General features: G+C 70.3%; 19 protein-coding genes. 5 read left to right on the top strand and 14 right to left on the bottom strand.

Annotated elements, in window-relative coordinates; all coding sequences use genetic code 11:
- Window positions 1–148 precede the first annotated feature (148 nt).
- Genes gatB through gatC form a run of 3 tightly spaced genes read right to left on the bottom strand, consistent with a single transcriptional unit; the run spans window position 149 to window position 3,446 of the window.
- Window positions 149–1,657 (bottom strand): Asp-tRNA(Asn)/Glu-tRNA(Gln) amidotransferase subunit GatB, encoded by a 1,509-nt coding sequence (gatB, locus tag ABZZ22_RS23970; protein ID WP_354936987.1) that lies wholly within the window; start codon window positions 1,655–1,657, stop codon window positions 149–151.
- Complete coding sequence (gene gatA / locus ABZZ22_RS23965; protein ID WP_354936984.1) at window positions 1,654–3,150, bottom strand: Asp-tRNA(Asn)/Glu-tRNA(Gln) amidotransferase subunit GatA; 1,497 nt, start codon at window positions 3,148–3,150, stop codon at window positions 1,654–1,656. The genes gatB and gatA overlap by 4 nt, the downstream gene beginning before the upstream one ends.
- Window positions 3,147–3,446: an Asp-tRNA(Asn)/Glu-tRNA(Gln) amidotransferase subunit GatC gene (gatC, locus tag ABZZ22_RS23960; RefSeq protein WP_179656872.1), complete on the bottom strand. Its 300-nt coding sequence runs from the start codon at window positions 3,444–3,446 to the stop codon at window positions 3,147–3,149. Before gatC ends, gatA begins: the two co-directional genes overlap by 4 nt.
- Window positions 3,447–3,536: 90 nt before the next feature.
- Here gatC and ABZZ22_RS23955 point away from each other — a divergent pair, with 90 nt between their 5' ends.
- The 3 genes from ABZZ22_RS23955 to ABZZ22_RS23945 are packed head-to-tail and all read left to right on the top strand — an operon-like array spanning window position 3,537 to window position 5,700.
- Window positions 3,537–4,124, top strand: a complete 588-nt coding sequence (locus ABZZ22_RS23955) for a TetR family transcriptional regulator (protein WP_354936981.1) — start codon at window positions 3,537–3,539, stop codon at window positions 4,122–4,124.
- The gene (locus ABZZ22_RS23950; protein ID WP_354936978.1) at window positions 4,121–4,903 is read left to right on the top strand and encodes an ABC transporter ATP-binding protein; all 783 of its coding nucleotides are present in this window, start codon (window positions 4,121–4,123) and stop codon (window positions 4,901–4,903) included. The genes ABZZ22_RS23955 and ABZZ22_RS23950 overlap by 4 nt, the downstream gene beginning before the upstream one ends.
- Entirely contained in the window at window positions 4,900–5,700 is an 801-nt protein-coding gene (locus tag ABZZ22_RS23945; RefSeq protein ID WP_354936975.1) for a hypothetical protein, read from the top strand. Before ABZZ22_RS23950 ends, ABZZ22_RS23945 begins: the two co-directional genes overlap by 4 nt.
- Before the next feature lie 21 nt (window positions 5,701–5,721).
- Here ABZZ22_RS23945 and ABZZ22_RS23940 read toward each other — a convergent pair whose 3' ends face one another.
- Window positions 5,722–8,010, bottom strand: a complete 2,289-nt coding sequence (locus tag ABZZ22_RS23940) for a glycosyltransferase (protein ID WP_354936972.1) — start codon at window positions 8,008–8,010, stop codon at window positions 5,722–5,724.
- A 91-nt stretch (window positions 8,011–8,101) separates the two neighbouring features.
- Window positions 8,102–10,225 carry an NAD-dependent DNA ligase LigA gene (gene ligA, locus ABZZ22_RS23935; RefSeq protein ID WP_354936969.1) on the bottom strand — a complete coding sequence of 708 codons (2,124 nt, stop codon included), beginning with the start codon at window positions 10,223–10,225 and terminating at the stop codon, window positions 8,102–8,104.
- A 301-nt stretch (window positions 10,226–10,526) separates the two neighbouring features.
- Between ligA and ABZZ22_RS23930 the strand changes: the two genes are divergently transcribed.
- Complete coding sequence (locus ABZZ22_RS23930; RefSeq protein ID WP_354936966.1) at window positions 10,527–11,999, top strand: hypothetical protein; 1,473 nt, start codon at window positions 10,527–10,529, stop codon at window positions 11,997–11,999.
- Between the two features lie 6 nt (window positions 12,000–12,005).
- Here the strand turns inward: ABZZ22_RS23930 and ABZZ22_RS23925 are convergent, their stop codons facing one another.
- The 4 genes from ABZZ22_RS23925 to ABZZ22_RS23910 all read right to left on the bottom strand — a co-directional run bounded on the left by ABZZ22_RS23925 (window position 12,006) and on the right by ABZZ22_RS23910 (window position 16,476).
- Window positions 12,006–13,106 carry a hypothetical protein gene (locus tag ABZZ22_RS23925; RefSeq protein ID WP_354936963.1) on the bottom strand — a complete coding sequence of 367 codons (1,101 nt, stop codon included), beginning with the start codon at window positions 13,104–13,106 and terminating at the stop codon, window positions 12,006–12,008.
- Window positions 13,107–13,116: 10 nt separating this feature from the next.
- The gene (locus tag ABZZ22_RS23920) at window positions 13,117–14,091 is read right to left on the bottom strand and encodes a methionine synthase (RefSeq protein ID WP_354936960.1); all 975 of its coding nucleotides are present in this window, start codon (window positions 14,089–14,091) and stop codon (window positions 13,117–13,119) included.
- A 20-nt stretch (window positions 14,092–14,111) separates the two neighbouring features.
- Window positions 14,112–15,212 (bottom strand): tRNA 2-thiouridine(34) synthase MnmA, encoded by a 1,101-nt coding sequence (mnmA, locus tag ABZZ22_RS23915; RefSeq protein ID WP_354936957.1) that lies wholly within the window; start codon window positions 15,210–15,212, stop codon window positions 14,112–14,114.
- A 79-nt stretch (window positions 15,213–15,291) separates the two neighbouring features.
- Window positions 15,292–16,476, bottom strand: a complete 1,185-nt coding sequence (locus ABZZ22_RS23910; RefSeq protein WP_354936954.1) for a cysteine desulfurase family protein — start codon at window positions 16,474–16,476, stop codon at window positions 15,292–15,294.
- Between the two features lie 111 nt (window positions 16,477–16,587).
- Between ABZZ22_RS23910 and ppk2 the strand changes: the two genes are divergently transcribed.
- Window positions 16,588–17,478, top strand: a complete 891-nt coding sequence (gene ppk2 / locus ABZZ22_RS23905; RefSeq protein ID WP_354936951.1) for a polyphosphate kinase 2 — start codon at window positions 16,588–16,590, stop codon at window positions 17,476–17,478.
- Window positions 17,479–17,494: 16 nt separating this feature from the next.
- Here the strand turns inward: ppk2 and ABZZ22_RS23900 are convergent, their stop codons facing one another.
- The 5 genes from ABZZ22_RS23900 to obgE all read right to left on the bottom strand — a co-directional run bounded on the left by ABZZ22_RS23900 (window position 17,495) and on the right by obgE (window position 23,169).
- Entirely contained in the window at window positions 17,495–18,313 is an 819-nt protein-coding gene (locus ABZZ22_RS23900; RefSeq protein WP_354936949.1) for a phosphotransferase, read from the bottom strand.
- Window positions 18,314–18,805: 492 nt separating this feature from the next.
- Window positions 18,806–19,315: a hypothetical protein gene (locus ABZZ22_RS23895; protein ID WP_354936947.1), complete on the bottom strand. Its 510-nt coding sequence runs from the start codon at window positions 19,313–19,315 to the stop codon at window positions 18,806–18,808.
- 9 nt (window positions 19,316–19,324) lie between these two features.
- Window positions 19,325–20,299, bottom strand: a complete 975-nt coding sequence (locus ABZZ22_RS23890; RefSeq protein WP_354936945.1) for an endonuclease/exonuclease/phosphatase family protein — start codon at window positions 20,297–20,299, stop codon at window positions 19,325–19,327.
- 96 nt (window positions 20,300–20,395) lie between these two features.
- The gene (gene proB / locus ABZZ22_RS23885; RefSeq protein ID WP_354936942.1) at window positions 20,396–21,508 is read right to left on the bottom strand and encodes a glutamate 5-kinase; all 1,113 of its coding nucleotides are present in this window, start codon (window positions 21,506–21,508) and stop codon (window positions 20,396–20,398) included.
- 98 nt (window positions 21,509–21,606) lie between these two features.
- On the bottom strand, window positions 21,607–23,169 hold the full coding sequence (gene obgE / locus ABZZ22_RS23880; protein ID WP_354936939.1) for a GTPase ObgE: 1,563 nt from the start codon (window positions 23,167–23,169) through the stop codon (window positions 21,607–21,609).
- Between the last annotated feature and the right edge of the window lie 196 nt (window positions 23,170–23,365).

Here is a 23,365-nt window from a genome sequence, read left to right as displayed (position 1 = left end):
TATGCCCTGATGATGGCCCCCGCGCTGACGATGGCCATCCTCACGCTGCTCTCGATCCCGCTCGGGCTGGCGTTCGGTGACGGCATCGGCTACATGACGCGCCGACTCGGCGGGGTTTGTCGTCAGGACGAGCCGACTCGGCGTGAGATCAGGAGAGCTTCTCCAGGATCAGCTCGCGCACCCGCTTGGCGTCGGCCTTGCCACCGGTCGCCTTCATGACCGCGCCGATGAGCGCGCCGGCCGCGGCCTGGTTGCCGCCGCGGATCTTCTCGGCGACCGCCGGCTGGGAGGCGATGGCGTCGTCGACAGCCGAGCCCAGCGCGCCGTCGTCGGAGACCACGGCGAGACCGCGGGCGTCGATGATCTCGGAGACCGTGCCCTCACCTGCGAGAAGGCCTTCGAAGACCTGGCGAGCGAGCTTGTCGGTCAGCGTCTTGGCGTCCACCAGCTTCTGCACCTCGGCGACCTGCACCGGGGTGACCCCGAGCTCGGCGAGCTCGACGCCACGGTCGTTGGCGCTGCGGGAGAGCTCGGCCATCCACCACTTGCGGGCGGCCTGAGCGGAGGCTCCTTCGGCCACCGTCGCCTCGATCAGCGACAGAGCGCCGGCAGCCCAGACATCGCGCATCTCCAGCTCGGAGTAGCCCCACTCGACCTGCAGGCGGGCCCGCTTGTCAGCGGTGCGCTCCGGCAGGCTCGCGCGCAGCTCCTCGACCCACTCGCGCGACGGCGCGACCGGGACCAGGTCGGGCTCGGGGAAGTAGCGGTAGTCGTCGGCGTCCGACTTCGCCCGGCCGGCCGAGGTGGTGCCGGTGTCCTCGTGGAAGTGGCGGGTCTCCTGGAAGATCGCCTCCCCCGCGTCGAGGATCCCGGCGTGGCGCGACATCTCGAAACGTACGGCCCGCTCGACCGAGCGCAGCGAGTTGACGTTCTTCGTCTCGGTGCGCGTCCCCAACGTCCCGGACCCCTTCGGGGCCAGCGACAGGTTGACGTCGCAGCGCATCGAGCCCTGGTCCATGCGTACGTCGGAGACACCCAGACCCAGCAGGATCTCGCGCAGCGCGGCGACGTAGGCCTTCGCCACCAGCGGCGCCTTGGCGCCGGTGCCGAGGATCGGACGGGTGACGATCTCGATCAGGGGGATGCCCGCGCGGTTGTAGTCGACCAGCGAATAGTCGGCGCCGTGGATGCGGCCGGTCGCACCACCGATGTGGGTGGTCTTGCCGGTGTCCTCCTCCATGTGGGCGCGCTCGATCTCGACCCGGACGGTCTCCCCCTCGACCTCGACGTCGAGGTAGCCGTCGTAGACGATCGGCTCGTCGTACTGCGAGGTCTGGAAGTTCTTCGGCATGTCCGGGTAGAAATAGTTCTTCCGGGCGAACCGGCACCACTCCGCGATCGAACCGTTGAGCGCCAGCCCGATCCGGATCGCCGACTCGACGGCCTTGGCGTTCACGACCGGCATCGAGCCGGGCAGGCCGAGGCAGGTGGGGCAGACCTGGGAGTTGGGCTCGCCGCCGAACGTCGCCGGGCAGCCGCAGAACATCTTGGTGTTGGTGTTGAGCTCGACGTGGACCTCGAGCCCGAAGGCCGGGTCGTACTTCTCCAGCACCTCGTCGAACGGAACCAGGCCCAAAGATTCGGGTACAGCCGTCATCGGGCCACCTCCAGCTTGTCGATCGAGAGCACCGGGCCGACGGCGCCCTCGAGGGCAGCACCGACGCGGTAGAGACGGGCGTCCTCCAGGACCGGCGCGAGGAGCTGTACGCCGACGGGCAGCCCGTCCACGTCGGAGACCCCGGCCGGGATGGAGATGCCGGGAGTGCCGGCGAGGTTGGCCGGGATGGTGGCCAGGTCCTGCATGTACATCGCGAGCGGGTCGTCGAGCTTCGCGCCCAGCGGGAACGCGGTCGACGGAGACGTCGGCGAGACCAGCACGTCGACCTGCTCGAAGGCCTTCTTGAAGTCCTCGATGATCAGCGTGCGGATCTTCTGCGCCTGGCCGTAGTAGGCGTCGTAGTAGCCGCTCGATAGCGCATAGGTGCCGAGGATGATGCGGCGCTTGACCTCGTCGCCGAAGCCGGCGTCGCGGGACGCCTTCATCACGTCCTCGGCGGACGGCGATCCATCGGGGGTGACCCGCAGGCCGTAACGCATCGCGTCGAACTTCGCCAGGTTGGAGGAGCACTCCGCCGGCAGGATCAGGTAGTAGGCGGCCATCGCGTGCTGGAAGCTCGGCGTGGAGACCTCCACGACGTCGGCGCCCAGCTTGGTGAGCAGGTCGACCGACTCGTTGAACTTGCGCATGACGTCGGGGGCCCAGCCCTCGCCCGCCAGCTCCTTGATGACGCCGACCTTGAGACCCTTGAGGTCACCGGTCGCGCCGGCCCGAGCGGCGTCGACGAGTCCGGTCACCGGGGTGGTCGTGGACGTCGAGTCGAGCGGGTCGTGCCCGCCGATCAGCTCGTGCAGCAGGGCGCTGTCGAGAACCGTGCGGGTCACGGGGCCGACCTGGTCCAGCGAGTTGGCCAGCGCCACGAGCCCGTAGCGCGAGACGGAGCCGTAGGTCGGCTTCACGCCGACGGTGCCGGTGACCGCGCCCGGCTGACGGATCGAGCCACCGGTGTCCGTGCCGAGCGCCAGCGGCGCCTCGTACGCAGCGACCGCGGCCGCCGAGCCGCCACCCGAGCCGCCGGGGATCCGGTCGAGCTTCCACGGGTTCCTGGTCGGGCCGTAGGCGGAGTGCTCCGTGGAGGAGCCCATCGCGAACTCGTCCATGTTGGTCTTGCCGAGGATCGGCAGGCCGGCGTCCTTGATCTTCTTGACCACGGTCGCGTCGTAGGGCGGGACCCAGCCTTCGAGCATCTTGGAGCCGCAGGTCGTCGGCAGACCGGTGGTGGTCAGCACGTCCTTGACCGCGATCGGCACGCCGTCGAGAGCGTGCAGCGCGTCACCGTTGGCCCGGCGCGCATCGGAGGCGGCAGCCTGCGACAGCGCACCCTCGGCGTCGATGTGGAGGAAGGCGTGGACGTCGCCGTCGACCGCGGCGATCCGGTCGAGGTGGACCTGCGTCAGCTCGACCGAGGTCGTCTCGCCGGCGGCGAGGGCGTCGGACAGCTCGGCGGCCGTCTTGAGAATCAGCTCACTCACTGCTCGTCCCCCAGGATCCGCGGCACCGCGAAGCGCTGCTCCTCGACGCTCGGCGCACCGGAGAGCGCCTGCTCCGGCGTCAGGCTCGGGGTCACGACGTCCTCACGGAAGACGTTGGTCATCGGAAGCGGGTGGGAGGTGGCAGGCACGTCATCGCCGGCAAGCCCCTGGATCGAGGCGACGGACTCGAGAATCACCTGAAGCTGCGGGGCAAGGTGATCGAGCTCGGCGTCGCTCAGGTCGATGCGGGCGAGGTCGGCCAGGTGCGCGACCTCGTCGCGGGTGATTTCTGGCATGCGCACATCCTAGGTGTCCGCGGGCGCAACTCTCACCTCGGCAGCCGCCGGTGTTGCCAAGCAGGAATGTTAGTGACTAACATTATTCGAATGGTCACCTCCAAGACGCTCCGCACCAGGGCACGCATCCTCGACGTAGCCCTGGACCTGTTCGAGCGCCATGGGTACGACGCGACCACCGTGAGCCAGATCGCCGAAGCCGCGGGCATCACGCAGATGACCTTCTTCCGGCACTTCCCCACCAAGGACGCGGTGCTGGTCACCGACCCGTACGACCCGCTCATCGCCGAGGCGGTCGGGGCACAGCCGGTCGACCTACCCCCGATCCAGCGGGTCCGAGGTGGCTTTCTCAGTGCCCTCGCCGGGATCGCCTCGGTCGAGGACGCCACCGCCCGCCGCCGCGTCGCGATCGTCGCTCGCCACCCGAGCCTGCGTGCGGCTGTAGCCGTGTCCACCCAGGACACCCAGGAAGCGATCGTCGACCGGCTGACCACTGACGGCACTCCGCGCCTCGACGCCATCATCGCGACCGCGGCCGTCCTCGGCGCGGTGACGGCGGCGCTGATGTCGTGGGCGGACCCAGACAGCGTCGCGCTCGACGACAGCATCACGCTCGCAGAGCTCGTACGTCACGCCCTCGACCAACTGACGTCGACGGCCATCGGAGAACGACCGTGACCGCGCTACTCCTCGACTCGATCAGCCACACCTTCCCGGCCCACCGAGCAGCGTGGACCAGGCGTCGCCCGGGTGCAGCACGGCCGGCGCTGGACGGACTCTCCCTCCACGTGGATCACGGCGAGGTGGTCGCGATGATCGGCCTCAACGGCGCAGGCAAGACGACCGCACTGCGCTCGCTCGCAGGCAGGCTGAGCCCCGATTCCGGCACCGCGGAGATCCTCGGTCATGCCGCAGCAGACCTGCCCCGGAACGCCGCGACGCAGTTCGGTCATGTCGTCGATGCACCGCTCGTCTTCGCAGATCTCACCGTGACGGAGAACCTTCGGGCCGCCGCGCGGCTGCACGGTTGCTCCCGCAGCCGGGCCGACGAGCTGGCCACCGCCACCAGGAACCGGCTCGGCTTGGATGCCTGGGCCGACGTCCGCGCACGCGCTCTTTCTCAGGGAAACCGGCAGCGTCTCGGCATCGTGGGCGCCACGATCCACGCACCGCGCGCGCTGGTGCTCGACGAGCCCACCAGCGCCCTGGACCCGCGCGGCGTCGTGATCGTCCGGGAGCTGGTGCGGGACCTGGCCGCACAAGGCGCGGCCGTCCTGGTCAGCAGCCACCACCTCGACGAGGTGTCCCGGATTGCCGACCGCATCGTCGCGGTCCACGCCGGCCGGGTGGTCGACACCTTCGCCCCCGACGGCCCGGACCTCGAGTCGCGCTTCTTCGCGAGCGTGCTCGCGGCCGAGCGCGAGGAGCCCCGAGCCTCCATGAGGAGAGAAGCATGATCCCCGGCCTGCGAGCGGCCCTCCAGGTCGAAGCGCTCCTGCTGCGCCGCTCTGCGGTCCTCCGGATCGCCGTTCCGGTGCTGGTCGTACTCGTCCCGTGCGGCAGCTTCGGCGCCGTGGCCCTGGCACGCTCCGGCTACGGAGTCGGTGCTGCTGCGGTGAAGCTGGCGCCGTACGCCACCGGCGACCCGGGCACCACCGTCATGGTGGCGCTCGCCCAGATCCTCAGCGTCGCCATGCTCGCCGCCGGCGGGTTCACGACGGCATGGGCGTTCGGGCAGCCCTTCGCCGACGGCACCGCAGGTGCGTCCTTCGGGCTCACGGTTCCGCGCACCACGATCGCGCTGGCTCGCTGCCTGGTGATCCTCACCAGCCTCGCGACGACCGTGCTCGCCGCGACGCTCGTCGGCCTCACCCTCGCCGCGCTGGCCGGCGCGGCCCTGGCGTCGGCGCCACCGAACACCCCGTCGGGACTCGGACAGGCGACCGTCACCGCCCTCACGGCCGGGACGCTCGGCATCGGGCTGGCACTTCCGTTCGCCTGGGTCGCGACGGTCACCCGGAGCGCGTTCGGCACCGTCGGTGTACTGATCGCCGTCATCGCCATCACACAGGTGATCGTCCTCCTCGGTGCCGGCTCCTGGTTCCCCTACGCCGCGGCGTCGCTGTGGACCGGGATGGGCGGGGCAGAAGCGGCCGCAGCCGTCGGCCCGCCTCAGCTGGCTCTGACCGCTGTCGTCGGCCCGATCGCGGTGGTCGCCGTCGTGGACGCTTGGCGGCGCCTCACCGACGTGTAGCTGCCCGGGCAGCCCACCTAGCTAGCCCGTCTTGTTCGGGCCACCGCCGTTCGACGGTTTGTCGCTCGGCCGGCCCGGCGGCCCGGGCCGGGTCGAGGGCGTAAGGGTCGGTTCGGCCCCACGCGTAGGTGCGGTCGACGGTGTCGAGTCCGCGGCCTGGGTGGGCCGGGTGCTGGCGGTCGCGGCGGCCGGGGTGGGCGTGGACTCCGGAGCGCGGGTCGGCTGAGCCTGGTCCTCGTCCGGCTCGACGGCCGGGTCCTCGTCCGCCTCCGGCGCCGGACTCTGCGCGGGCGGGCGCTCATCCTTGTTCCGCGGCTTCTCGAGGGCACCGTGGACGTCGCCCACCTCGGGTACGTCCGGGCTGCCCACCGGCGCTGCGATGGCGAGCAGTCCGGCGAGCATCACCGAGGAGAAGGCGAGCACCAGGCCGCCACGCCGAGCTGTCGGCGCCGCCGCACTCCATGCCCAGGCCCGCTCGCGGCGGCGGCGCAGGTCGGCGGGCAGGTCGCTGCGTATCGCCGCCCAGCTGTTGATCGGGGCCAGCGCGTAGCCGATCCCCTGGAAGCCCAGCAGGACCGCGAGGGCGATCCCGCTCGCCCCGCCGACGACACCCACCGCCACCGCCACCGCCAGGCAGACCGCAGCCGCGAGGCTCTCCACCAGGTTGCCCCGCACCACGTCGCGCAGGCGCGGCCTCCCCTTGATCTTGGGCGTACGCAGGAACGTGCCCTCCCGCGAGACCAGCCCGAGCCAGGAGGCCCGGGCGACGGTGGCCCCCAGCGCGAGCCACAGCCCGAAGGCGCCCAGCGCATCACGCCAGGAGGCTCCGCTGCGGAGCCGGACCAAGGCGATCGATCGGGCAGCGCCGAAGAGCACCAGCGCGACGGTGGCGAACAGCAGCAGACCGGAGAGGCGGCGCACGACCAGCCCGCCGCCCAGGATCAGGTCGAGAGCACCCGAGATCAGGAAGAAGGTGAACAGCGCCCCGGCGAGGTCGCCGAACCACTGCAGCCCACCAACGAGGTAGGCCCAGCGCTGCGCCATGGTCATCTGGTTGTCCTCGGTCCGCCGGCCGGGCAGCAGCGAGCGCCAGTGCATCCGCAGGATCTGGATGCCACCGAAGCACCACCGGAAACGCTGCTTCTTGAGCGTCTCGAAGGTCAGTGGCATCACGCCGTGGCCGTAGGAGCGGTCTACGTGCATGCCGTTGTAGCCCATCTTCAGCAGCCGCAGCGACAGCTCGGCGTCCTCGGTGATGCACCACTCGTCCCAGCCGCCGGACTCGACGAGCGCAGAGGCACGGATCAGCCCCATGGTGCCACCGAAGATGGCGCCGTTGCGCTCGTTGCGGGAGACCTGGCTGACGTCGAAGAAGTAGCCGTAGGAGTGGTAGAGACGGCGGAAGTACGCCGAGACGTCCCAGTCCCGGTAATCCTGCGGCGTCTGCACGAAGGCCACCGACTCGTCGCTGAACAGCGGGGCGTTGTGGGCGAGGAAGTCAGGGGCGACGTGGTAGTCGGCGTCGACGATCCCGATGACCTCGGTGCGCGGGTTCATCCGGGTCAGCGCGTAGTTGAGCGCCCCGGACTTGAACCCCGGCCAGTTGGCCAGGTGGATGAAGGTGACCCCGTCGTACTGCTCGCAGAAGTCCTGCACCGGGCGCCACATCGCGGGATCTTCGGTGTTGTTGTCGATGACCAGGATCTCGTACGCGTCGTAGTCCAGCTCGAGCATCCGCTGAAGCGTCTCGATGACCATCTCGGGCGGCTCGTTGTGGGTCGGGACGTGCAGACTCACGAACGGCCGGCCCCAACCCGGGTGGTGCTCACCCCGCGTCGGCCAGCCGCGCCAGCGGCGCCGGGCGAGCACGTCGACCATCTCCCACAGGTAGCCCACGCCGATCACGAAGACGAAGACCTCCAGCAGCCACAGCAGGCTCGACAGCGTCGTCGTCCACGCGCCGGGGTGGATCGTGACCGTCCACAGCCCCACATAGGTCAGGTAGAGCAGACCCACGTCGATGGTGAGCGCCCAGGCCACCATGCCGCGTACGTCCCAGTCCCGCGCCGCGGGCAACCAAGCCAGCAGCGAAGCACCGAGGACGACGCCCCCGGCCGCGGCCTGGATGACGCCGTGACCGAGCAGCAGGCCGACCCCCAGGGTGGCCATCGCGGTGAGGACCGCTGCGAGCATCGCCGTGGCCGAGGAGAGCGACCCCGCTCGAGGCGTACGGATCGTGAACAGCAGCACGGTCGCCGGGACCAGCAGGACCGCGGCGACCGTGAGGAGTGAGGAAAGGGCGTCGAGCACGGCGCCACACTATGGGGGGTATTGCCTCTCCAAGTCCAGACGACCCCAACCTCTCGACGTCGACAACTGACGTCTCGATCTCAAGAACTGACTACTCGGCGTCAGGAACTGACGCCTCGGCGGGGCCCTTCTCCAGGAGCACTTTGAACGCCGCCTCGTCCAGGATCGGCAGCCCCAGCTCCTCGGCCTTGGCGGCCTTGGAGCCGGCACTCTCACCCACCACGACGTAGTCGGTCTTCTTGGAGACCGAGCCGACCGCCTTCCCGCCGCGCGCGATGATCGCCTCCTTGGCGCCGTCACGGGAGAAGTCCTCGAGCGATCCGGTGACCACGATGGTCAGGCCCTCGAGGGTGCGGGCGACGGACTCGTCGCGCTCGTCGGCGAGGGAGACCCCGGCCGTACGCCACTTCTCGACGATCTCCTGGTGCCAGTCGACCTGGCGCCACTCGACGATGGCCTCGGCGATGATCCCGCCAACACCCTCGGTGGCAGCCAGCTCCTCCTGGGAGGCGGCCCAGATGGCGTCGAGCGAGCCGAACTCGGTGGCCAGCGCTCGGGCCGCGGACGGGCCGACGTGACGGATCGACAGCGCAACCAGCACCCTCCACAGCGGGACCTGCTTGCGCTCCTCGAGGTTGCCCAGCAGGCCCATGGCGTTGGCGTTGAGGACCCGGTCGCCGGCGCCGGCCTCCTTCTCGGCCTTCTTCGCGGCGCGGGTGAAGAAGGTGGTGGTGGCCAGCTTGGCCTCGTTGAGCGCGAAGATGTCGCCCTCGTTGGTGATCACCTCGGAGGCGAGCAGCGCGTCGGCCGCCTCGTAGCCCATCCCCTCGATGTCGAAGGCGCCCCGCCCGGAGGCGAAGAAGACGCGCTCCCGCACCTGTGCCGGGCAGCCGCGGTGGTTGGGGCAGCGCAGGTCCTTGTCACCCTCCTTCTGCTCGGCGAGCGTGGTGCCGCACGCGGGGCACTCGGTGGGCATCACCCACTCGGGCAGCCCCTCGGGCCGCAGCGGCAGCACCGGTCCGAGGATCTCGGGGATGACGTCGCCGGCCTTGCGGAGGATGATCGTGTCGCCGGGGCGTACGTCCTTGCGCTTGACCTCGTGGGCGTTGTGCAGCGTCGCTCGCTCGACGGTCGAACCGGCGACCTTGGTGGGCTCCATGACGCCGAAGGGCGTGACCCGGCCGGTGCGGCCGACGCCGACGTCGATGGCGAGCAGCTTGGCGTTGACCTCCTCGGGCGGATACTTGAAGGCGATCGCCCAGCGCGGCGCGCGGGAGGTGGAGCCCAGCCGGCGCTGCAGCGAGATGGCATCGACCTTGATCACGACGCCGTCGATCTCGTGCTCGGTGACGTCGTGGCGGTGCTCGCCGAAGTAGCTGATGAACTCCTCGACCTCGGCAAGGGTCTTGAGCACCTTGACCCGATCTGAGATGGGCAGCCCCCATGCCTTCAGCGCGTTGTACGCATGCGACTGGGCGACCGGCTGGAAACCCTCCCGGGCGCCGATGCCGTGGCAGACCATGCCGAGCTCGCGGGTCGCGGTCACCCGCGGGTCCTTCTGCCGCAGCGATCCGGCGGCGGAGTTGCGCGGGTTGGCGAACATCGGCTTGCCCGCGTCGACCAGGGAGGCGTTGAGCTTGTCGAAGGCCTCGTTGGAGAGGAAGACCTCGCCGCGCACCTCGACCAGGTCGGGCACCGGGAACTCGTCGGTGCCGGTCAGCCGGTGCGGGATCGACTTGATGGTGCGTACGTTCGGGGTGACGTCCTCACCCGTGCGGCCGTCGCCGCGGGTCAGCGCCCGGACCAGGCGGCCCTTCTCGTAGAGCAGATTGATGGCCAGCCCGTCGACCTTGAGCTCGCACAGCAGCTCGGCCTGGGCGGCGCCGTCCTTCGCGATCCGGGCGTGCCAGCCGGCGAGCTCCTCGAACGAGAATACGTTGTCGAGCGACTCCATCCGCTGCAGGTGGTCGACCGCGGTGAACTCCGTCGAGAACGTGCCGCCGACCTTCTGGGTGGGAGAGTCGGGCGTGCGCAGCTCGGGGAACTGCTCCTCGAGCTCGTTGATCCGACGCCACAGCTGGTCGAACTCGGCATCGGAGAGCGTCGGGTCGTCGAGCACGTAGTAGCGGTAGCGAGCATCCTCGATCTGCTCGGCGAGCTCCTGGTGCTCTGTCTTCTGCTCGGGCCCGGCCTCGGCGGTCACGTCATCGTTCACAGGCACCATCTTGCCTCGTCCCACCGACAACTTCCGACGTTGCCGAGCCGGAATGTGCACGACATACCCGTCGGGGCGTTTTCGCCGTTTCATCAGCCCAAACGACACTCAATCCCCTCAATATCGACGCAACCCGTCAACACCTGGGTGACGCGGGTCACCATGCGGGACAAAGCGAGCTATCTTCCTGCCGCATCGGCTGAGGCGGGCCGACACCTTGCCCCCAAGAGACCGCCTTGTGAGGTCTGCAGTGTTCTCTCGGCTCGCGGTGACGCTGTTGACGGCGCTCGCCCTCTTGCTCATGCCTATCGGCGCCGTCCCTGCGCTCGGCCTGGGCGGCCTCTTCTCCGACCCCGAGGTCGAGGTCTCGATCGTCTCGCAGTCCAAGAGCGGCGTGGTGCTCGACGTCCACGGCACCGACTACGGCGGCCGGAGGCCGGGCATCGAGATCGCACTCAACCCGGTGGGCTACTCCGGCTCAGGGACCCGGAACACGTTCATCAAGTCGGAACTGTTCAACCCCGAGGATCCTGACGACTGGACCTATCGGTTCACCCTCGACGCCGCCCAGGTCGCCATGCTCGACCCCGGCACGAGCTACCAGATCATGACGATGCGCGGCGAGGGTCGCGACCGCTACGACAACTCCGACTCGGCGCACGCGAGCGTCCCGTTCGACTTCGACGCGCTCGCCGAGCCCGAGAGCTCACCGACCCCCGAAGAGCCCTCGGCCAGCACCGGAGGTCCGGGGTCAGGCTCCGGTTCGGGCTCGGGGTCGGAGTCGGGCTCAGGTTCCGGCTCGGGGTCGGGCACCGGCGGGGGCACGTCCTCAGGGCGTGCCACCGATGGCGACTCTGCCGACGAGGCCGGCGCGGACCGGAAGCCGAAGAAGAAGGCGTCGGAGAAGCCGTGGTCCGCACCGGAGGAGCCGCCGACGACGAAGGGCCTGGACCTCACCGGCCTGGGAGAGGCCTCCGTCGACGCCGACGACGTGGTCCATGCCGAGGCCTCCGGCTTCAAGCCCAACGAGACCGGCATCAAGGTCGTCGTCTACTCGACCCCGCTGGTCCTCTCGACCGACGTCAAGGCCAACGGCCACGGCGTCGCGAAGTGGTCGGGCCGGCTGCCCAAGGACATCGGCCTCGGCGAGCACACCCTCACCTTCCAGGGCTCGGTCGACCGCGGCATCAGGTTCGTCGTGACCGGCACCCCCAGCGACGGCGAGTGCGTCGACGGCGGCTGCGTCCCGGCGACAGCGGCCGTCGAGAAGGCGACTCCGACCGGGGACGACGGCAGTGCCGGCATCCTCACCTGGGTCATCGTCGCCACCATGATCGTCCTGGCCCTGACCGCCAGTGCGGTCGCCCTGCTTGCCGGACGCCGCAAGCGCGACCAGGAGTGGGACGACCCGAGCTTCGCCCAGGCACCTCCGCGCTATCCGCCGGACCCGCGTCAGGCATCGGAGCCCTACCCGGTCCACCCGCACCTCCGGCCGCGGCCCCAGCCCCAGCCCCAGGCCCAGGCCCGGCCCCGGGGCGAGGCCCCGCTCCCCCGCCGGCTGTCCCCGGACCAGCAGCCGCCCCAGCGTATGCAGCGGCCGCGCCCGCCGGAGCCTCGCCAACCGAGCCGCCGTCAGCCGTCTCCCCAGCGACTGGATCCGCAACCCGCGGCTGCGCAGCAGCCAGCTCATCACCAGCCTCGTCCGCCGGAGTCGTTCGCTCCGCCGAGCGAGCGTGGTCAGGCCTACGAGGGCCAGCGGATAGCCAGACGCTGACGACCGTCAGCCGACCAGCGACTCACCGCGGCGCACGCTCTCGGCCGAAGCCGTCGGCCACAGCGTCTCCAGCGCCGCCTCGAGGCCGGAGAGGACCGGGTCGAGATCGTCCTCGGGGAACGGCGCCGGCGCCTGCTCGCGTACGACGGCGCAGAATGCGGCGCGCTCTCCCTCCGCCTCGTGGCAGCGGACGGTCTCGGCCGATCCTTCGATCCAGCCGTCGTAGCCGTCGGTGTCGCCCTTCGAGCAGGTGAGCGTCTTGGGACACCTCCGCTGACCCGCCGGCAGGTTCGGGGCGTGGACGGCGGTGACGGTGCTGCCGTCGGGACGGGTGCCGACGACGCCGAAGGCACCCTTGCCGTAGGCCGAGGCGTCGGCCTTCTCGAAGGAGTCGAGATCGGCGTACTCCTCGGTCTCGACGAGTCCCGCCGCGATCGCGCCGGCGGTCAGCGCGACCTCGCCGTCACCGTTGGCACCGGCCGAAGGAAAGCCGCTGACCTGCGCCTTCGTCATCTTCACGGTCGTCTTGGTGCCGAGGCGCGGGTCGGTCACCAGAGCGACGAGGTCGTCCACGTCCACCTCGAGGTCGAGCTTGCGAGGATCCTCGGTGATCTTCTCGCCCAGGTAGGCGGCCCGACGCTCCTCCCCCGCGGCTTGGTGGGAGACCATCAGCTGACCAGGAGTGCCGTCGTCGGTGGCGAGGTCCCAGGCGACCGTGGCGGTGCCGCTCTCGGTCTTCACCTCGACACAGCTCGACATCCCGTCGCGGCACCAGGTCGAGAGCAGGTCGTCGTCGACCGCCCCGGCCTTGACCTCCAGCGACCGGTCCTCTCCCCACAGCAGTACGGTGCCGACCTCGTCCTGCTCGAAGTAGCGGTCGCCACCGTCGAAGGCCTCCGGCTCGACGGGCACGTGCTGGAGCGTGATCGCCGCCAGCGCCTCGGGCGTCGCGGGTCGATCGCCGGGCTTCAGGTCAGCCGGGTCGATGCTCACCGACGGCGCCGGACTGGGCTTCTCCGCGGCGCCGTCGTCTGCCTCGGTCGCGCTGCTCCCGCAGCCTGCGAGCAGAAGAGCCGTCGCCAGCAGAGCCGTCCCTCGTCGTAGCATGGACCGAAATCTACGCTAGATGCCTTGCACTCTCGGTGAGGATTCGCAACACGGTGCGCGCCCATCGCGCATCGGCACCGGCGAGGCCGCACGTGGGCGTCAGCACGATGTCGTACGCAGCGTCCAGACCGAGCATGTCGAGCCAGCGTTCCACGGTCTCGGTGACCACCTTGTCGGTGAGCGCGGTGTCCGCCGGCGCGAGCGCGGGAGCCACGCCGAGCGCGACCGTGTCGCCGGCCTCCAGGGCCGTGGCCAGGTCGTCGTGGTCACCGGCGGTGAGCTGGGACAGGTCGACGCTGATCCCCTTCGCACCGGCGTTGCGGATCAGGCCCAACGGCGTCCCGGGCGCGCAGGAGTGCACCCACGGCGTCGCGCCCTCCTCGGCGATCGCACCCAGCACCCACTCCAGCGCCTGCGAGGCCTCGGGAAGGTCGATGCTGCGGTGCTTGCCGAAGCCCGAGGCGGTCGACACCTGAGCGTTGAGCACGGCGCTCAGCGCGGGCTCGTCGACCTGGACGATCAGGGTCTCCGCGCCGGGGAGGCGGCGGCGTACGTCCCGGATGTGGTTGCGCACGCCCTCGGCCAGCGCCTGCGCCAGGTCGCGCCGGGCGCCGTGGTCGGCGAGGATCTTGTCGCCGCGGGGTCGTTCGACGGTGGCGGCCAGGGTCCACGGCCCGGCGACCTGGATCTTGAACACACCGCCGCCGGCGGTGAGCGCGGAGTCTTGGCCCAGCTCCTCGACGGTGTCGAGGTCCTGGGCGAGCAGGCTCCGGGCGCGGCGATGGTCGACCCCGGCCGATCCGGAGGTGCCGGTCAGTCGCCAGCCCGCGGGCTGGAGGTCGGCGTCGAGCCCCTCGAGCACCGCCAGTGCCCGGCCGGTCATGTTGGCGATCGCGCCACGTGCGGGCAGCTCGGGCAGATGGGGAAGGTCGGTGAGCTCACCGAGCACGACGCGGCAGGCCTCCGCGAAATCCTCATCAGGCATCGACCCGACTCCGGTCGCCCTCACGTGAGCGCCGCCCGACGGGTCGAGGCGATGGTCGCCGAGCCGACGACGCGGGTGCCGTCGTAGATGACCGCGGCCTGGCCCGGGGCGATGCCGTAGGCAGGGTCGAGCAGCTCGATCTCGACGTCATCGTCGGTGACGGTCACCCGGGCCCGATGCTCGTCGCCGTGGGCGCGCAGCTGGACCGTGCCCTCCAGCACCCCTTCGGGCGCGCGGCCGGCCCACCGCGGGCGGATCCCGGAGAGCCCGTCGACGGCCAGGTGCTCCCTGGGGCCGACGGTGACGGTGCCGGAGACGGGCTCGATGTCGAGCACGAACCGTGGCTTCCCGTCGGGCGCCGGCTTGCCGAGGCGGAGGCCCTTGCGCTGCCCGATCGTGTAGGCGTACGTCCCCTGGTGCTCGCCCAGGACGTCGCCGGACTCGTCGACGATCGGCCCGGACTGGTTGGGCGCCCGGTCGCCGAGCTTCTCGCGCAGCCAGCCGGCGTTGTCGCCGTCGGCGACGAAGCAGATGTCGTGGGAGTCGGGCTTGTCAGCGACGAGCAGACCGCGGCGGGCCGCCTCCTCGCGTACGAGCGGCTTGGGGGTATCCCCCAGCGGGAACATGGAGTGCTTCAGTTGGTCCTGGTCGAGCACCCCGAGCACATAGGACTGGTCCTTGCCATCGTCGACGGCGCGGTGCATCTCGATCAGCCCGTCGGCGCCCTCACGCAGCGTCGCGTAGTGGCCGGTCGCGACCGCGTCGAAGCCGAGCGCGAGCGCCCGGTCCAGCACGGCGGCGAACTTGATCTTCTCGTTGCAGCGCAGGCACGGGTTGGGGGTGCGCCCCTCGGCGTACTCCGACATGAAGTCCTCGACCACGTCGTCGTGGAAGCGGTCGGAGAGGTCCCACACGTAGAACGGGATGCCGATCACGTCGGCGGCACGGCGGGCGTCGTTGGAGTCCTCGATCGTGCAGCACCCGCGCGCGCCGGAGCGGTAGGAGGCCGGGTTGCGCGAGAGCGCCAGGTGGACGCCGGTGACGTCGTGGCCGGCTTCCTTCGCGCGCGCGGCGGCGACGGCGGAGTCCACTCCCCCGGACATGGCGGCGACGATTCTCATCGGGCCACCTCCGTAGCGCAAGCGCCATGATACGGACGCGCCCCGATGAAGGATCCGATGTTCGCTCGCTGGCGCTCGCTCATCGCTGCAGCCCCGCCGCGCGGCCGCGCTCGACGGCAGGTCCGATCGCCGCGACGAGCCGGTCCACGTCCTCGGCCGTGGTGGTGTGGCCGAGCGAGAAGCGCAGCGAGGAGCGCGCCTGCTCGTCGCTCTGGCCCATCGCCAGGAGCACGTGAGAGGCCTGAGGTACGCCGGCCGAGCACGCCGCACCGGTCGAGCACTCGACCCCGGCGGCGTCGAGCAGCATCAGCAGCGAGTCGCCCTCGCAGCCCGGGAACGCGATCTGGGCGTTGTTGGGCAGCCGGATGTGACCCAGCGGCGGACCGTTCAGGTGGGTGTCCGGCACGGTGGCGAGTACCTGCTCGACCAGTCGGTCGCGCAGCTCACCGACCCGGATCGCGTACGCCTCCTGCTCCTTGACCGCGAGCTCGACGGCCGCCGCGAAGCCGGCGATGGCCGCGGTCGCGTGGGTGCCGCTGCGTACGTCTCGTTCCTGGCCGCCGCCGTGGACCAGCGCGGTCAGCTCGAGCTCGCGGCGCACGACCAGCGCGCCCGCGCCGACCGGGCCACCGAGCTTGTGGCCGGTCAACGAGAGCGCGTCGACGCCGCTGGTCGCGAAGTCGACCGGCACCGCGCCGATCGCCTGGACGGCGTCGGTGTGGACCGGGATCCCGTATTCGGAGGCGATCGCAGCGATCTCGGGGACGGGCTGGAGCGTGCCGACCTCGTTGTTGGCCCACATCACCGAGATGACCGCGACCGAGGCCGGATCGCGCTCGATCGCCTCCCTCATCGCAGCCAGGTCGAGGCGACCGGTGGTGTCACAGCCGACGAGCTCGACCTCGGCGCCTTCGGTCGTCTCCAGCCAGTGCAGCGGGTCGAGCACGGCGTGGTGCTCGACGGTGGAGGACAGGATCCGGGTGCGCGCGGGGTCCTGGTTGCGGCGGGCCCAGAAGGCGCCCTTGAGGGCCAGGTTGTCGGCCTCGGTGCCGCCGGAGGTGAAGACGACCTCGCCGGGACGGGAGCCGAGCGCCGCGGCGATCCGTTCTCGGGACTCCTCCAGCACCCGGCGGGCACGGCGCCCCGATGCATGCAGCGAGCTCGCGTTGCCGACCAGCGCCAGCTCCGCGGTCATCGCCTCGATCGCCGCCGGGGCCATGGGCGTGGTGGCGGCGTGGTCCAGGTAGACGGTCCGGGGGTTCATCGTCTACCAAGGGTACGGCGCACCTGGCTTCCCCCACGAACCGCGGGCGCTGTGCTCGTGCGCGGCCCGAGCGCTACCTCGCGTTCACCTCGGATACCTACGTTTCGTGCCATGTCCCAGGAATTCCGCGAGTACATCGACAACCTGATCACCGAGGGCCACACGATCGGTGAGGACCACGACGACGACCCGGTACTCCTGGACCCCGCCGGCCGAGCCGTCGACACGTGGCGCGAGAACTACCCCTACGACGAGCGGATCGCACGCGAGATCTACGACGAGCAGAAGTACCTTCTCCAGGTCGAGCTGCTGAAGTTCCAGCGCTGGAACGACCGCGTCGGCGGGAAGCACGTGCTGATCTTCGAGGGCCGGGACGCGGCGGGCAAGGGTGGCACGATCAAGCGATTCATGGAGCACCTCAACCCCCGCTACGCCCGTACGGTGGCTCTGTCCAAGCCGTCCGACCGCGAGTCGCAGCAATGGTTCTTCCAGCGCTATGTCCAGCATCTGCCCACCGCCGGTGAGATGGTCCTCTTCGACCGATCCTGGTACAACCGCGCCGGCGTCGAGCGAGTGATGGGCTTCGCCTCCGACGAGGAGTACGAGCAGTTCATGCACCAGGTGCCGCTCTTCGAGCAGATGCTCGTCGACTCCGGCATCACACTCACCAAGTTCTGGTTCTCGGTCGCCCGCTCGGAGCAGCGGACCCGCTTCATCATCCGTCAGATCGACCCGGTGCGACAGTGGAAGCTCTCCCCGATCGACGTGCAGTCGCTGGAGAGGTGGGACTCCTACACCGCCGCCAAGGAGGAGATGTTCCGCCGCAGCGACACCGACTGGGCGCCCTGGACCACGATCAAGTCCAACGACAAGAAACGCGCCCGGCTCAACGCGATGCGCCACTTCCTCGCCAACCACGACTACGACGACAAGGACCCCGACATCATCGGCTCCCCCGACCCGCTCATCGTCCGGCGTGGCGTCGAGGCCGTCGACGACTGAGCCTCGGCCCCTTCGGTCATCCTGACCACGTCATCCCCGTCAGATGCGCCTCGATCACGTCCTCGAGCGCCACGGCGTCGGCCTGGCTCAGAGGCAGAACCGACTCGTACGCCGCGACGAACGCCCCACGCACATCTGCCGGCGTCGGCGACCAGCAGCGATAGCGGGTCCCGAGGAGCACCGCAGCCTGGGCAAGGTCATCTACCCGCCGCCGGTACCTGGCCTCCTCCAGATCCAGCACCGCCGCGATCCTGCCGTCTGCCCACAGGATGTTGGCCGATCTGAAGTCGTTGCCGACCAGCTGCGTACGCGGTGCCTTCGGCTCCTCGGTAGGGATTGCGTCCGGGTAGTCGGCCATCGCTGCGTGCATCGTCGCAAGCATCTCCCCGGCCGCCTGCACCTGCACGGCGTCGGCGATGTCCAACAGGTCTCCGTAGACCACGTTCTGCAGGCCGATCGAGAATCCGTCGACCTCGACCTGGACCCTGCCGTCCTTCGCCGGCTGCGGAGCCGAGACCGGCACCCCGCGTCCGTCGAGCCACGAGGTGAGCCGTGCGATCGCCGCCAGGCGAGCGAACACCGGCTGACGCATCGACCACTTGGCGATCATCCGCCGCCCATCCACAACGAGCCACGCCAAGCAGTTGGCGTCGCTGATGACCAACCGCTCGCAGGCGTCCACCCGAAACCCCCAATGATCGGCGAGTACGCTGCTCAGCCAGTCCGTCGCACTGTCCGCTGATGCGAAGCCGAACCGATCCGTCAGCGCAGCGGACGGATCAGTCGACTCCCACAGCATGCTGATCGACGGCTTCACGTCTTGGGCTTCCGTCATGGGGCGCAGTCAAGCACGTGGGGTTCGGTGATCGGGCGTGTCACGTGCTGCTCTTGCTTGTTGGGTTAGTGGCCGCCGACCCGTATTGGATGATGTTCTCGACGTATCCCGGAGCCAAGGCGATGTATCGAGCTTGTCGAGATGACGGCCTTCGGCCGCCGGCTTCGCCGCCGCTTCGCGGTCCTGGACACCGTGATCCGGCGAGAGTTTGGCTGGCTATCGGGTCTGCGGCGCGGTTTGGCGCAGCGGATTTGGGTTGGGCACGGGTTTGGGAGTCGTGGCCGGTGTTCTGCCGGGGCGAGGGCCAGGGGTTGCCTGGTGCCTACGCCAGTTGACGAGACCTTGTGAATCGTTCACAAGGCCGCCTGATCCGGTGACGACCCCGCAGGACGGAGTGCCCCGCTCCTCCGCACTGTTCCACCACCCCAACGGCGCTCCCGCACGCCGGAGCGCGGGAAGCGCCGCGGGGTTCGGCCACCTCGAAGGTCAGCCCTAGTCGTCGGTCTCCAGGATGTTGGCCGTCCACAGCCCGAGGACGATCGGGAGCAGTACGCCCCAGCTCGGCTGGAGGTCGGCGAACCCCTCGGGCGAGTCACCGATCACGACCAGCCAGCACGACAGCGTCACGACCGACCCGACAACCGCCGCGATCCCGGCGGCGAGGCGGGCCGCACCGCCTCGCTGTACGGCGAGGACGATGGCGAGCACCGGAGCCGAGACCGCGAACAGGAGTGCCACGTAGAGCGCGATCGCGAGCCAGCTGAACGACGCGGGCAGACCGTCGGAGGCGTCTCGCGCATCCGCGATCCACTGGATGGCCGCCCAGATGTTGAGCTGGCGGTCGACGTCCCCGTCGTGGTCGGCCAGCCGGACCACCGGAGAGGCGAGGGTCGCGACGACCAGCGCGAGCACACCGAGCAACTGCGTACGTCGCAACCGCGAGGCGGTCTCCTCGTTCCCACGAAGCGCAGAGCGGATCAGACCGTCCGAGTTGTTCGCCACGGCCGCAGGCTACCCCTCAGGAGTGCCGAGATAGGCGACCAGCGCCAGGTGGTCGGACCCGGGCACCTCGACCGTCTCGGTCGCCAGCGCGACCAGGGCGTCGCCGATGAGCACATGGTCGATCGCGGTCGCCGGCGGCAGAGGTACGCCGGCGAACCCCTCGGTCGGCCAAGTCGGCTGCCAGCCGGCGTTGCTCGCCCGGGCAGCGTCCTGCAGGTCCGCATCGTCGAGCAGTCGCCGGGTGGTGTGGTGGTCGAGCGACGCGTTGAGATCCCCCAGGAGGAGGTCCGGCTTCTCCGCGGCCGCCGCCTCGATGATCAGCTCCTGCTCGGCGGGCCACACCGCGAGCGTGGGTGGGGCGGGATGGGCGACGACGACCCGCCACTCCCCCACGTCGGCCGCCCACGACCCCATCGCCGTCTCGATCCGGCGTGACTTGGTGATCGGGCGGTCGGCGAAGAGCATCGTGCCCGTGGTGCCGGGGGCTGCCTCGCCACTCCGATAGGGCAGCTGGTCCCCCAATGCGACGGTCAGCTTCTCGAGCGCCTCCGCGGTGATCTCCTGGACGGCGAGCACGTCGACCTTGTTCGCGCGCACGGCATCGACCACCGCGTCGGTGTCGCCCTTGCCCTCCAAGAGGTTGGTGGTCATCACCGTCAACGGCTCACCGGCACTGGTCGCCCGGGATCCGGCGTAGAACGGTGCCTGCCAGGCGACATGCACCGCGAGCAGCAGCGCGACGACCCCGGCGACGACGGCGAGCCTGATCCGACCACGACCGGCGGCGAGCCACACCAGGACGAGGATCGCGACCAGGCACAAGGCGTACAGGACGACACCGAACGGCGCGAACGCAGCCAGACGCACCGCCCGCAGATCTGTGCTCGCCAGCGCCCGGGAGAGCGTGATCGCGAGGGCGGGCAGGCCACAGAGCACCAATACTCCCCAGGCCAGCACCAGCGGCACCCACCGCGCTCGGCTCAAGCCGCCACCTCGCTCACGTCGCCACGCCCGTAGCGCAAGCGCCAGAATACGAGCCCGGCGACGTGTTCATCCTTCGGTTCACTCGCTTTCGCTCGCTCACAGCACCACCAGGTCGTCGCGGTGGATGACCTCCCGAGCGTACGCAGCCCCCAGGTTGGCCTCGAGATAGTTTGAGGAGCGCCCGGCCAGCCGCGGGATCTCGTCGGCGTCGTAGTTCACCAGGCCACGAGCGACGGCAACCCCTGAGGGGTCGACGACCTCGACCGGGTCACCGGCTTGGAACGCACCCGAGGAGCCGGTGACCCCTGCGGCGAGCAACGAGGCCCCGCGGCGACTGATCGCGGCGACAGCGCCCGCGTCGACGGTGATCGAGCCCACCGGCTCGGTGGCGTGCTGCAGCCAGAGCAGCCGCGCCGGCCGCCGCCTGCCGACAGCGTGGAACAGGGTGCCGACCGGCTCGCCCGCGAGCGCCGCCTCGGCCTGAGCCGCCGAGGTCAGCACGACCGGGACGCCGTCGTCGACAGCGATCCGGGCCGCCTCGAGCTTGGTCACCATTCCGCCGGTGCCGACCCCGGCGGCACCGGCCTTGCCGATCGTCACCGCGGCGAGGTCGGCCGGCGAGGCCACCTCGTCGATCCGCCGTGAGCCGGGGTGTGACGGTGGCGCGTCGTAGAGCGCGTCGACGTCGCTGAGCAGCACCAGCAGGTCGGCCTTGACCAGATGGGCCACCAGCGCCGCGAGCCGGTCGTTGTCACCGAACCGGATCTCGGAGGTGGCCACCGTGTCGTTCTCGTTGACGATCGGGAGCACACCCAGGTCGAGCAGCTTCGACAGCGTCGCGTCGGCGTTGCGGTAGTGCGCCCGCCGGTTCAGGTCGTCGACTGTGAGCAGCACCTGGCCGGCGATGATGCCGTGCCGGGCGAGCTCGTCGGTGTAGCGGTGCACCAGCAGCCCCTGGCCCACGCTCGCCGCCGCCTGCTGCTTGGCCAGCGCCCGCGGACGCTTGGCCAGCCCCAGCGGTGAGAGCCCGGCCGCGATCGCCCCCGAGGAGACCAGCACGACCTCCGTGCCGGTGGCCCGGGTCTTCGCGAGCACGTCGACCAGAGCGCTCAACCGGCCGGGGTCGATGCCTCCCGAGGCCGTGGTCAGCGAAGACGATCCGACCTTGACCACCACCCGGCGTGCCCCGGTCACGACCTCGCGCTGCACCGATCCCCCTCGTACGTCAGCCTGTGCTCCTGCTGCGCCGGATCCTACCGGCGCCGAAGCCGATCGCTCCGCAGGTTTCCGTTGGTCGGGCGGTGCCGCTACTCCCCTGCGCGCTGTCCCGCGTCCGCGGACGGGTCGTTCTCAGCCCAGTCGCTGTCCGGGTCGTCCTCGCCACCGATCTCGTACGAGACCGGGCCAGCGCCGTCACGCAGCCGGCGCGCGATGTCGGCGCGGGCCTCGTACTCCTCCTTGGTCTCCATCCCGGCGTCGATCTCGCGTCGCCGGGTGGCGGAGGGCCGCTCCTCGTAGAAGCGCTGGTCCTCGCCGCGGCGGCCGAGCATCTCGGCACCGGTCTCGATCGAGGGGCGGAAGTCGAAGACGACCGAGTTGGCCGGGTCGCCGATGATGACGGTGTCGCCCTCCTGCGCCCCGAGCTCGACCAGGCGCATCTCGACGCCGAGCCGGTTGAGACGGTCGGCGAGATAGCCGACGGCCTCCTCGTTCTCGAAGTCGGTCTGGCGCACCCAGCGCTCGGGCTGCGGGCCGCGGACGAGGTATTCGCCGTTCTTCGAGACCTTGACCGTGAAGCCGTTCTTGCCCTCCGCGCCCTCGGGGCGCAGCACGATCCGAGTCGGCGCGACCGTGGGGACGTCCTGGCGGGAGGCATCGACGATCTCGGCCATGGCGTAGATCAGCTGCTGGGTGCCCTCGCCGGAGGCGGCGGAGATCTCGAAGACCTTCATCCCCCGCTTCTCGAACTCGCCGATGGTCATCTCGGCGATCTCGCGACCGTCCGGGACGTCGACCTTGTTGAGCGCTATCAGCCGCGGTCGGTCCTCGAGGCCGCCGTGGCGGGAGAGCTCGTTCTCGATGACCTCGAGGTCGTCGATCGGGTTGCGCCCCGGCTCGATGCTCGCGGTGTCGATGACGTGAACGAGCGCGGCGCAGCGCTCGATGTGGCGCAGGAACTCGTGGCCGAGGCCGCGGCCCTCGGCAGCACCCTCGATCAGGCCGGGCACGTCGGCGACGGTGAAGGTGATGTCGCCACCCTTCACGACGCCGAGGTTGGGCACCAGGGTGGTGAACGGGTAGTCGGCGATCTTCGGCCGGGCCCGCGAGATGGCCGCGATCAGCGACGACTTGCCCGCGCTCGGGAAGCCGACCAGACCGATGTCGGCGACGACCTTGAGCTCCAGGCCGATCTCCCGCGTCTCGCCCGGCTCACCGAGGAGCGCGAAGCCGGGGGCCTTCCGCTTGGACGAGGCCAGCGCCGCGTTTCCGAGACCGCCACGGCCGCCTTGGGCCACGACCAGCTCGGAGCCCGCCCCGACCAGGTCGGCGAGGACGTTGCCACGCATGTCGGTCACGACGGTGCCGTCGGGGACGCGGAGAACCATGTCCTCGCCGTGGGCGCCGTTCTTGTGGTCGCCGGCGCCCTGGCCGCCGTTGGGGGCCTTGCGCTTGGGACTGTGGTGGTAGTCGATCAGCGTGGTCACGTCGGGGTCGACGCGCAGGATGATCGATCCGCCCGGGCCGCCGTTTCCGCCGTCGGGGCCGCCGAGCGGCTTGAACTTCTCGCGGTGCACCGACGCCACCCCGTGTCCGCCGCGACCGGCCTCGACGTGGAGGGTGACACGGTCGACAAAGGTGGGTACAGCCATGCCTCCAGCCTACCGACGGCACGCCCCACAGTTGCTATCCGCGATCGTCCGGCCCGCAGGCCTGCCGAGTCGGCGCATCTGACCCCGTGCCTCGCGAAGCGAAGCGAGCGAGAGGGCCCGAGTGTGCGGTGTGGGGCTCCGACTCCCCCGGGATCGACCACCTGATGCTGCGCCCGAGCTCCTCCGACCAGCTTCG

Source organism: Nocardioides sp. NPDC006273 (genome assembly GCF_040613495.1).
In the GTDB taxonomy this organism is placed as follows: Bacteria; Actinomycetota; Actinomycetes; order Propionibacteriales; family Nocardioidaceae; genus Nocardioides.
The sequence above is the reverse complement of the archived record's forward strand: the minus strand, read 5'-3'. Positions and strand labels throughout refer to the sequence as shown.

Bases quoted from the DNA above. Each gene is read 5' to 3' on its own strand.
- mnmA (WP_354936957.1), bottom strand. From the start codon at position 15,212: ATGAGAATCGTCGCCGCCATGTCCGGGGGAGTGGACTCCGCCGTCGCC.
- obgE (WP_354936939.1), bottom strand. From the start codon at position 23,169: ATGGCTGTACCCACCTTTGTCGACCGTGTCACCCTCCACGTCGAGGCC.
- ABZZ22_RS23930 (WP_354936966.1), top strand. From the start codon at position 10,527: ATGCCTATCGGCGCCGTCCCTGCGCTCGGCCTGGGCGGCCTCTTCTCC.
- ABZZ22_RS23925 (WP_354936963.1), bottom strand. From the start codon at position 13,106: ATGCTACGACGAGGGACGGCTCTGCTGGCGACGGCTCTTCTGCTCGCA.
- ppk2 (WP_354936951.1), top strand. From the start codon at position 16,588: ATGTCCCAGGAATTCCGCGAGTACATCGACAACCTGATCACCGAGGGC.
- gatC (WP_179656872.1), bottom strand. From the start codon at position 3,446: ATGCCAGAAATCACCCGCGACGAGGTCGCGCACCTGGCCGACCTCGCC.
- ABZZ22_RS23920 (WP_354936960.1), bottom strand. From the start codon at position 14,091: ATGCCTGATGAGGATTTCGCGGAGGCCTGCCGCGTCGTGCTCGGTGAG.
- gatB (WP_354936987.1), bottom strand. From the start codon at position 1,657: ATGACGGCTGTACCCGAATCTTTGGGCCTGGTTCCGTTCGACGAGGTG.
- ABZZ22_RS23955 (WP_354936981.1), top strand. From the start codon at position 3,537: ATGGTCACCTCCAAGACGCTCCGCACCAGGGCACGCATCCTCGACGTA.
- ABZZ22_RS23945 (WP_354936975.1), top strand. From the start codon at position 4,900: ATGATCCCCGGCCTGCGAGCGGCCCTCCAGGTCGAAGCGCTCCTGCTG.
- ABZZ22_RS23910 (WP_354936954.1), bottom strand. From the start codon at position 16,476: ATGAACCCCCGGACCGTCTACCTGGACCACGCCGCCACCACGCCCATG.
- ABZZ22_RS23900 (WP_354936949.1), bottom strand. From the start codon at position 18,313: ATGACGGAAGCCCAAGACGTGAAGCCGTCGATCAGCATGCTGTGGGAG.